This is a genomic window from Streptomyces sp. NPDC107522 (assembly GCF_055657525.1).
This window is the reverse complement of sequence record NZ_JBVKAU010000002.1, coordinates 1,052,162-1,059,248: the sequence shown is the minus strand read 5'-3', so window position 1 is coordinate 1,059,248 and position 7,087 is coordinate 1,052,162. Positions and strand designations below refer to the sequence as shown.

Sequence of the window (7,087 nt, the reverse complement as noted above, 5' to 3'; positions counted from 1 at the left end):
TACGGCGACGAGATCGGCATGGGCGACAACATCTGGCTCGGCGACCGCGACGCCGTCCGCACGCCGATGCAGTGGACCCCGGACCGCAACGCCGGCTTCTCCACCTGCGACCCCGGCCGGCTCTGTCTGCCGACCATCATGGACCCGGTCTACGGCTACCAGGTCACCAACGTCGAGGCCTCCATGGCCTCCCCGTCCTCCCTCCTGCACTGGACCCGCCGCATGATCGAGATCCGCAAGCAGAACCCGGCCTTCGGACTCGGCTCCTACACGGAGCTGCACTCCTCCAACCCGGCGGTACTCGCCTTCCTGCGCGAGTACGAGGACGACCTGGTGCTGTGCGTGAACAACTTCGCGCGCTTCGCGCAGCCCACCGAGCTCGACCTCCGCGAGTTCAGCGGACGCCACCCGGTCGAGCTGTTCGGCGGAGTCCGTTTCCCGGCCATCGGCGAACTGCCGTATCTGCTGACCCTCGGGGGCCACGGCTTCTACTGGTTCCGGCTCACCCGAGTCGCATCCCGCATCGGCCGACGCCTTTCGGCGTGAGCTTTGAGCGTGTGCCGAGGAAAGGACGCGTCACCATGCAGAAGACCGCAACTCCCCGACCGAGCCGTACGGTCGACGCCGGCCCGATGGCCTCGCTCACCGGGCTGCTGCGCGAGTGGCTGCCACGGCAGCGCTGGTTCGCGGGCAAGGACCGGCCCGTCACGGACCTCGCGTTGCTGTCGATGACGGAGCTGTTCCCGGGCTGTCTGCATCTGTTGGTGCACGCCGGTCACTCGGCCGTGCCCTCGCCCGGCGGCGCTCCCCCGGCCGGCGACTGCTACCAGTTGCTGCTCGGCGTACGGCAGCACCTGTCGCCACGGCTCGGCCGCGCGCTCATCGGGCGTGCGGAGGAAGGGCCGCTGGCCGGACTGACGGTCTTCGACGCCCTGCAGGACCCCCGGTCGGCCCAGCTGCTGCTGGAGCGGCTGCGGCATCCCGGCGCGGCGGGCCCGCTGCGCTTCGAGGCGGACCCCGCCGTGACGGTGCCGGCCGGGCTCGTGCCGCGGCTGCTGGACGCCGAGCAGTCCAACTCCTCGCTGGTCTACGGCGACACGTTCATCCTGAAGCTGTTCCGGCGCATCCAGCCCGGCGTCAATCCCGACCTGGAGCTGTCCGGCGCACTCGCCGGGCAGGGCTGCCGTCGCGTACCGGCCCCGGTGGCCTGGTTCCGCACGACGCACCCCTGGGAGGCGACCCTCGGTGTGCTGCAGCCGTTCCTGCGGGACGCCTCCGACGGCTGGACGCTGGCGCTGGGCGCGCTGGCCTCGGGCGACGACTTCACGGCGGAGGCCCATCAGCTGGGCCGGGCGACGGCGGAGGTGCACCTGGCACTGGCGTCGGCGTTCCCGTCCCGGGCCCACGCCGAGAACGGCCGCATGGCGGCGGCGATGACCGAACGCCTGGAGCTCGCCGCCCACTTCGTGCCGGCGCTCCAGCCGTATGTCCCGGGCCTGCGCACCGCCTTCGGCGCGCTCGCCGGCTGCGATCCCGGCCCGCCCGCCCAGCGCATCCACGGCGACCTGCACCTGGGTCAGGTACTGCGGGCCGGCCGTGAGTGGTTCGTCATCGACTTCGAGGGCGAACCGTCCCGCCCGCTCTCCGAGCGGCGCGGCGTCCACTCGCCGGTGCGGGACATCGCCGGCATGCTGCGCTCCTTCGACTACGCCGCCCGGCAGCGCCGTCCGTGGCGTCCGGAGTGGGCGCGGCGCTGCCGGGAGGCCTACTGCGCGGGCTATGCCGCCCTCGCGGGCTGGGACCCGCGCAAGAAGCACGGGTTGCTGCGTGCTTATGAGACCGACCGCGCCGTGTACGAGGTCCTGTACGAGGCCCGGCACCGACCCGACTGGTTGCCCGTACCGATGGCGGCGATCGAACGCCTCGCCGTGAGAGGAGCCTGACCGCATGGCCCTGCACGAGACCTCGCCCCCCGAGTCGGCCGGACCCGGGCGGTGCGCCGCCGCGCCCGACCTCGATCCGGCCGACCGTGATCGCCTGCTGTCGGGCGCCCACCACGATCCGCACGCGCTGCTCGGCGCCCATCCCGCCCCCGGCGGGATCGCCTTCCGGGCGCTGCGCCCGTTCGCGCGTGCGGTGAGCGTGGTCGTCGACGGCGAGCGCACCAGGCTGGTCTCCGAGGGGGGCGGCCTCTTCTCCGGCGTACTGCCGCTGGACGCCATCCCCGCCTACACGCTGCTGGTGGCGTACGCCGAGGACGAGTCCGACGAGCGCGAGGTCCACGACCCGTACCGCTTCCTGCCCGCTCTCGGCGAGCTCGACCTGCACCTCATTCGCGAGGGCCGGCACGAGGAGCTGTGGAAGGCGCTCGGCGCCGAGCCGATGACCCACCAGGGTGTGAGCGGCACCCGGTTCACCGTGTGGGCGCCGAACGCCCAGGGGGTGCGGGTCGCCGGGGACTTCTGCTGCTGGGACGGCACGGCGTTCCCGATGCGGTCCCTGGGCGCGTCCGGCGTGTGGGAGCTGTTCCTGCCGGGCATCGGCGAGGGCACCCGGTACAAGTTCGAGATCACCTCCCGCTACGGCGGCCGGTTCCTCAAGGCCGACCCGATGGCACGCCGCGCGGAGGTCCCGCCGGACACGGCGTCGATCGTGCACGCCTCGCACTACGCGTGGGGAGACGAGCAGTGGATGGCGCACCGGGGCGACGTGCCGGTGCACCAGGCCCCGTTCTCCGTGTACGAGGTTCATCTGCCGTCCTGGCGTCCGGGCCTCGGCTACCGCGAACTCGCCGAGGAACTGCCCGCGTACGTCAGCGGCCTCGGATTCACCCATGTCGAGTTCATGCCGGTCGCTCAGCATCCCTTCGCGGGTTCCTGGGGTTATCAGGTCACCGGCTTCTATGCGCCCACCGCACGCCTCGGCACGCCCGACGACTTCAAGTACCTGGTCGACTCCCTTCACCGGGCGGGCATCGGGGTGATCATGGACTGGGTGCCGGCGCACTTCCCCAAGGACGACTGGGCGCTCAGCCGGTTCGACGGGGACCCGCTGTACGAACCCGGGGACTCGCGGCGCGCCGAGCATCCGGACTGGGGGACGTTCGAGTTCGACTACGGCCGCACCGAGGTGCGCAACTTCCTCGTCGCCAACGCCACGTACTGGTGCGAGGAGTTCCACATCGACGGCCTGCGGGTGGACGCCGTCGCCTCCATGCTCTACCTCGACTACTCGCGGGAGTCCGGGCAGTGGGCGCCGAACGCCTTCGGCGGGCGGGAGGACCTGGCCGCCATGGCGTTCCTGCAGGAGATGAACGCGACCGTGTACCGGCGCAACCCCGGGGTCGTCACGATCGCGGAGGAGTCGACCGCCTGGGGCGGGGTGACCCGGCCGACCGACAGCGGCGGGCTGGGGTTCGGGCTGAAGTGGAACATGGGCTGGATGCACGACTCGCTGCAGTACATCGCGAAGGAGCCGGTGCACCGCAAGTACCACCACAACGAGATGACGTTCTCGATGGTGTACGCCTACAGCGAGAACTACGTGCTGCCGATCTCCCACGACGAGGTCGTCCACGGCAAGCAGGCGCTGGTCTCCAAGATGCCCGGCGACTGGTGGCAGCGACGCGCCAACCACCGCGCGTACCTGGGCTTCATGTGGGCCCACCCCGGCAAGCAGCTGCTCTTCATGGGGCAGGAGTTCGCACAAGGTGCCGAGTGGTCGGAGGCGCACGGGCCCGAGTGGTGGCTGCTCGATCCGGGGTACGCGTCCGCGGGCGACCATCGGGGTGTGCAGGACCTGGTCCGGGACCTCAATGCGCTGTACCGGACGACTCCGGCCCTGTGGGAGCGGGACACCGACCCGGGCGGCTTCCAGTGGTCCCTCGGGGACGCCGCCGACGACAATGTCTTCGCCTTCCTGCGGTACGGCGCCGACGGCAGCGCGCTGCTCGCCGTCAGCAACTTCTCCCCCGTGGTCCGCCACGACTACCACCTGTGGGTGCCGGACCACGTCGTCGCCTGGCAGGAGACCCTCAACACCGACGCGCTGCGCTACGGCGGCAGCGACGTCACCAATCCCGATCCGGTGAAGCCGGAGGACGGGCACATCCGGCTGACGCTGCCCCCTCTCGCCACGGTGTGGCTGCTGCCCTGCCCCTGATGAGCCGGGGCAGGGCCGGGCTCACAGGATCAGGACGAGGGCGTAGATCAGGAAGAACGCGGCGATCACCGCCACGAGGAGAAGGATCAGGGTCAGGGGCGCCTTGGCCCAGCCCGTGGGCGGGTTGTGCGTCTCGCGGGGGCCCGCGCCGGGCATGCTGCTCTCCGCGGGCGGGGTCTCGCCCGGGGGTACGCCGCCGCCGGGTTCGAGGCCGGTGGTGCTCTCGGGCTCCGGATCGGGGTTCGGGCGCCGGTCCGGGCCGGAATTCGGATCAGGGTTCGGGTACGTCATGCCACCCGGGTTCCCCCATGGCACCGAGATCACCAAACGAGGTCAATTGTCAGTTCCCGGCACCAGGCGCTCCCAGCTGGGCTAGATTCGGGCACCGCCGATAACGGAACTCATCGGCGATGTCACACCCGGTACACATCTGGAGCAGCGCATGCGCAACCTCGGCCTCGCTCCCAGGACCGTCACGCCCCTGACCGGCGGGCTGGCCGACAGCGTCTTCGAGACGGCGGCCCGCAACCCCATGCTGCCGATGCTCGCGCGCCGCCCCGACCCCTCCTCCCCCGCCTGGGAGGAGGTGACCGCCGTGGAACTGCGCGACGAGGTGACCGACCTGGCCAAGGGACTGATCGCCTCCGGGATCACCCCCGGCCACCGCGTGGCCATCATGGCGCGCACCCGGTACGAGTGGACGGTGTTCAGCTACGCGCTGTGGGCGGTGGGCGCCGAGGTGGTCCCGATCTATCCGACGGCCTCGCGCGACCAGGTCGAGTGGATCCTGCGGGACGCCGAGTGCGTGGCCGTGCTGGTCGAGGACGAGCAGGCGGTCATGACGGTGGGCTCGGTGTGCGGCTCGCTGCCGCGGCTTCGCCACGTCTGGCAGCTGGACGCGGGAGGGCTCGGGCAACTCGTGGAGCGCGGTGAGTTCATCCCGCTCGCCACGGTCGAGTCGCTGCGCCGCATCGTGCTGCCGGACTCCACCGCCGCCGTCATGTACACCTCCGGCACAACGGGCCGTCCCCTGGGCTGCGCGCTGAGCCACCGCGGTCTGGCGAGCCCCTGCGACACCCTCCTCGCGGGCTGGGGCCACTTGGTGATCCCGCCCGGCGAGCAGCAGGGGTCGGTGCTCGCCTTCCTGCCCTTCTCCCATGTGTACGGCCTTCTGATCCAGGCCCTGTGCATCCGCGGCGGCATTCTGATGGGGCATGAGCCCGAGCTGAACGAGACGGCGCTGTCGTCGGCTCTGCGCACCTTCCGCCCCACCTACTTCTGCGCCGTACCCTCGCTCTTCGAGAAGATCTACAAGAACTTCCTGCGCGCCGCCCAACAGGGGGGCCGGGGCGCACTGTTCGAGCGGGCCGCCGACACGGCGCGGGACTTCGCGGCGGCCCTGGAACGGCAGCGGCTGGGCGGCGGGCCCGGGCCCGGCTTCGATCTGCGGCTGCAACACGCCCTGTACGAACGGACGGTGTACCGCAAGCTGCGGGCCGCGCTGGGCGGCAGGGTGATGTACGCGACGTCCGGCGGCTCGTCCCTGAACCGTGAACTCTCCCTGTTCTACGAGGGCATCGGCATCTATGTGAACGACGGCTACGGCCTCACCGAGACCTGCGGCGGGGTCACGGCGCAGCCGGTCGGCCGGGAGATGTCGGGGACGGTCGGGCGGGCGCTGCCGGGCACGGACATCCGGGTGGCCGACGACGGGGAGATCCTGGTGCGCGGGCCGTCGGTGTTCCAGGGTTACGTCAACGACGAGGCGGCCACGCGGGCCGCGCTGCGCGGTGGCTGGCTGGCGACCGGGGACCTCGGGCGGCTGGACTCCGACGGCTATCTGACGATCACGGGGCGCAAGAAGGAAGTCATCATCACGAGCAGCGGCAAGAGCGTCTCCCCGGCGGTGCTGGAGCAGCGGCTGCGCATGCATCCGCTGGTCCATCAGGCGGTGGTCGTGGGCGACAACCGGCCGTGCATCGGGGCGCTGATCACCCTGGACCCCGACTTCCTGGCGTACTGGCGCGAGGGCCTTGCTGTGCGCAGCGACGCGCGGATGCGGGAGGCGCGGGAGGAGAACGCGCTGCGGGAGGAGATCGCGCGGGCCGTGGCCGCCGCCAACAGTGCGGTGTCCCGCTCGGAGGCCATCCGGGTGTTCCGTGTGCTGCCGGAGCCGTTCGACGTGGCCAGCGGGCTGATGACGCCGTCGATGAAGCTGCGCCGGGACGCGATCGTCCAGCACTACGCGCTCCAGATCGACGCGATGTACCAGGCCCGCTCGCGGGCGCCCCGGGAGCATGTGTCGGAGGAGCTGGCGTACTGGGACGACACGGACAACGTCTTCGGCTGAGCGCGTCTACTCGCCGGTGGTGAGCCGGACGACGTCGGACTGCTCGCCGAGGACGAAGGCGCGCACCCGGAACGTGGCGCGCTTCTCCCCGGGCAGGGTGACCAGTGTGGTGGCGGTGACGTCCGGATCGACCACGGCGACGGGTTCGTACGCGGTGCTGTTCTCCTTGCGCATCTCCAGGAGGAATCCGTCCTCGTGGGAGGAGTGGTCGGTCCAGATGAATCGGATGCCGTCCGGTAGTTCGGTGCGGTCCGGCCGGGACACGGGACCGCGGTAGGTCCGCAGGCGGTAGAAGAACGTGGTGTGCGGCATGAGGTCGGCGTGGTGGTATCTCGTCACCTGCCGGGGCAGATGGTCCAGGACGGTGTAGGGGCCCGCTTCCTCGGTCGCGAACTCCAGCACGTGGCCCGCGACTCCCGGTCTGCCGTCCGTCCAGGCGAGGTCGATGTCGGTGGGTGTAATGAGGACACCTCGCAGTGGCTGCTGCGTGCCGGCGGTCTCGGCCGAGCAGGCCGGCAGCGCCAGGATCAGCGCTGCCGACGCCGCGATGCGCGCTTTTCCTCGCATACGGCGGCC

General features: G+C 71.1%; 6 protein-coding genes. 4 read left to right on the top strand and 2 right to left on the bottom strand.

Going from position 1 to position 7,087, the window contains the following annotated elements:
* From ACZ7L6_RS10040 to glgB, 3 genes are all read left to right on the top strand, one after another.
* The coding region (locus ACZ7L6_RS10040; RefSeq protein WP_471921760.1) for an alpha-glucosidase C-terminal domain-containing protein at positions 1-546 on the top strand (546 nt) is incomplete at its 5' end.
* Positions 547-581: 35 nt separating this feature from the next.
* Positions 582-1,943 (top strand): maltokinase N-terminal cap-like domain-containing protein, encoded by a 1,362-nt coding sequence (locus ACZ7L6_RS10035; protein ID WP_471921758.1) that lies wholly within the window; start codon positions 582-584, stop codon positions 1,941-1,943.
* 4 nt (positions 1,944-1,947) lie between these two features.
* Positions 1,948-4,161, top strand: coding sequence for a 1,4-alpha-glucan branching enzyme (glgB, locus tag ACZ7L6_RS10030; protein WP_471921756.1), 2,214 nt, complete (start codon positions 1,948-1,950; stop codon positions 4,159-4,161).
* 21 nt (positions 4,162-4,182) lie between these two features.
* Here glgB and ACZ7L6_RS10025 read toward each other — a convergent pair whose 3' ends face one another.
* Positions 4,183-4,452, bottom strand: coding sequence for a DUF6480 family protein (locus ACZ7L6_RS10025; protein WP_471921754.1), 270 nt, complete (start codon positions 4,450-4,452; stop codon positions 4,183-4,185).
* Positions 4,453-4,603: 151 nt separating this feature from the next.
* Between ACZ7L6_RS10025 and ACZ7L6_RS10020 the strand changes: the two genes are divergently transcribed.
* Entirely contained in the window at positions 4,604-6,511 is a 1,908-nt protein-coding gene (locus tag ACZ7L6_RS10020) for an AMP-dependent synthetase/ligase (RefSeq protein WP_471921752.1), read from the top strand.
* A gap of 6 nt (positions 6,512-6,517) precedes the next feature.
* On the opposite strand, the gene ACZ7L6_RS10015 is transcribed toward ACZ7L6_RS10020, so the two are convergent.
* Positions 6,518-7,078 (bottom strand): hypothetical protein, encoded by a 561-nt coding sequence (locus tag ACZ7L6_RS10015; RefSeq protein ID WP_471921750.1) that lies wholly within the window; start codon positions 7,076-7,078, stop codon positions 6,518-6,520.
* Between the last annotated feature and the right edge of the window lie 9 nt (positions 7,079-7,087).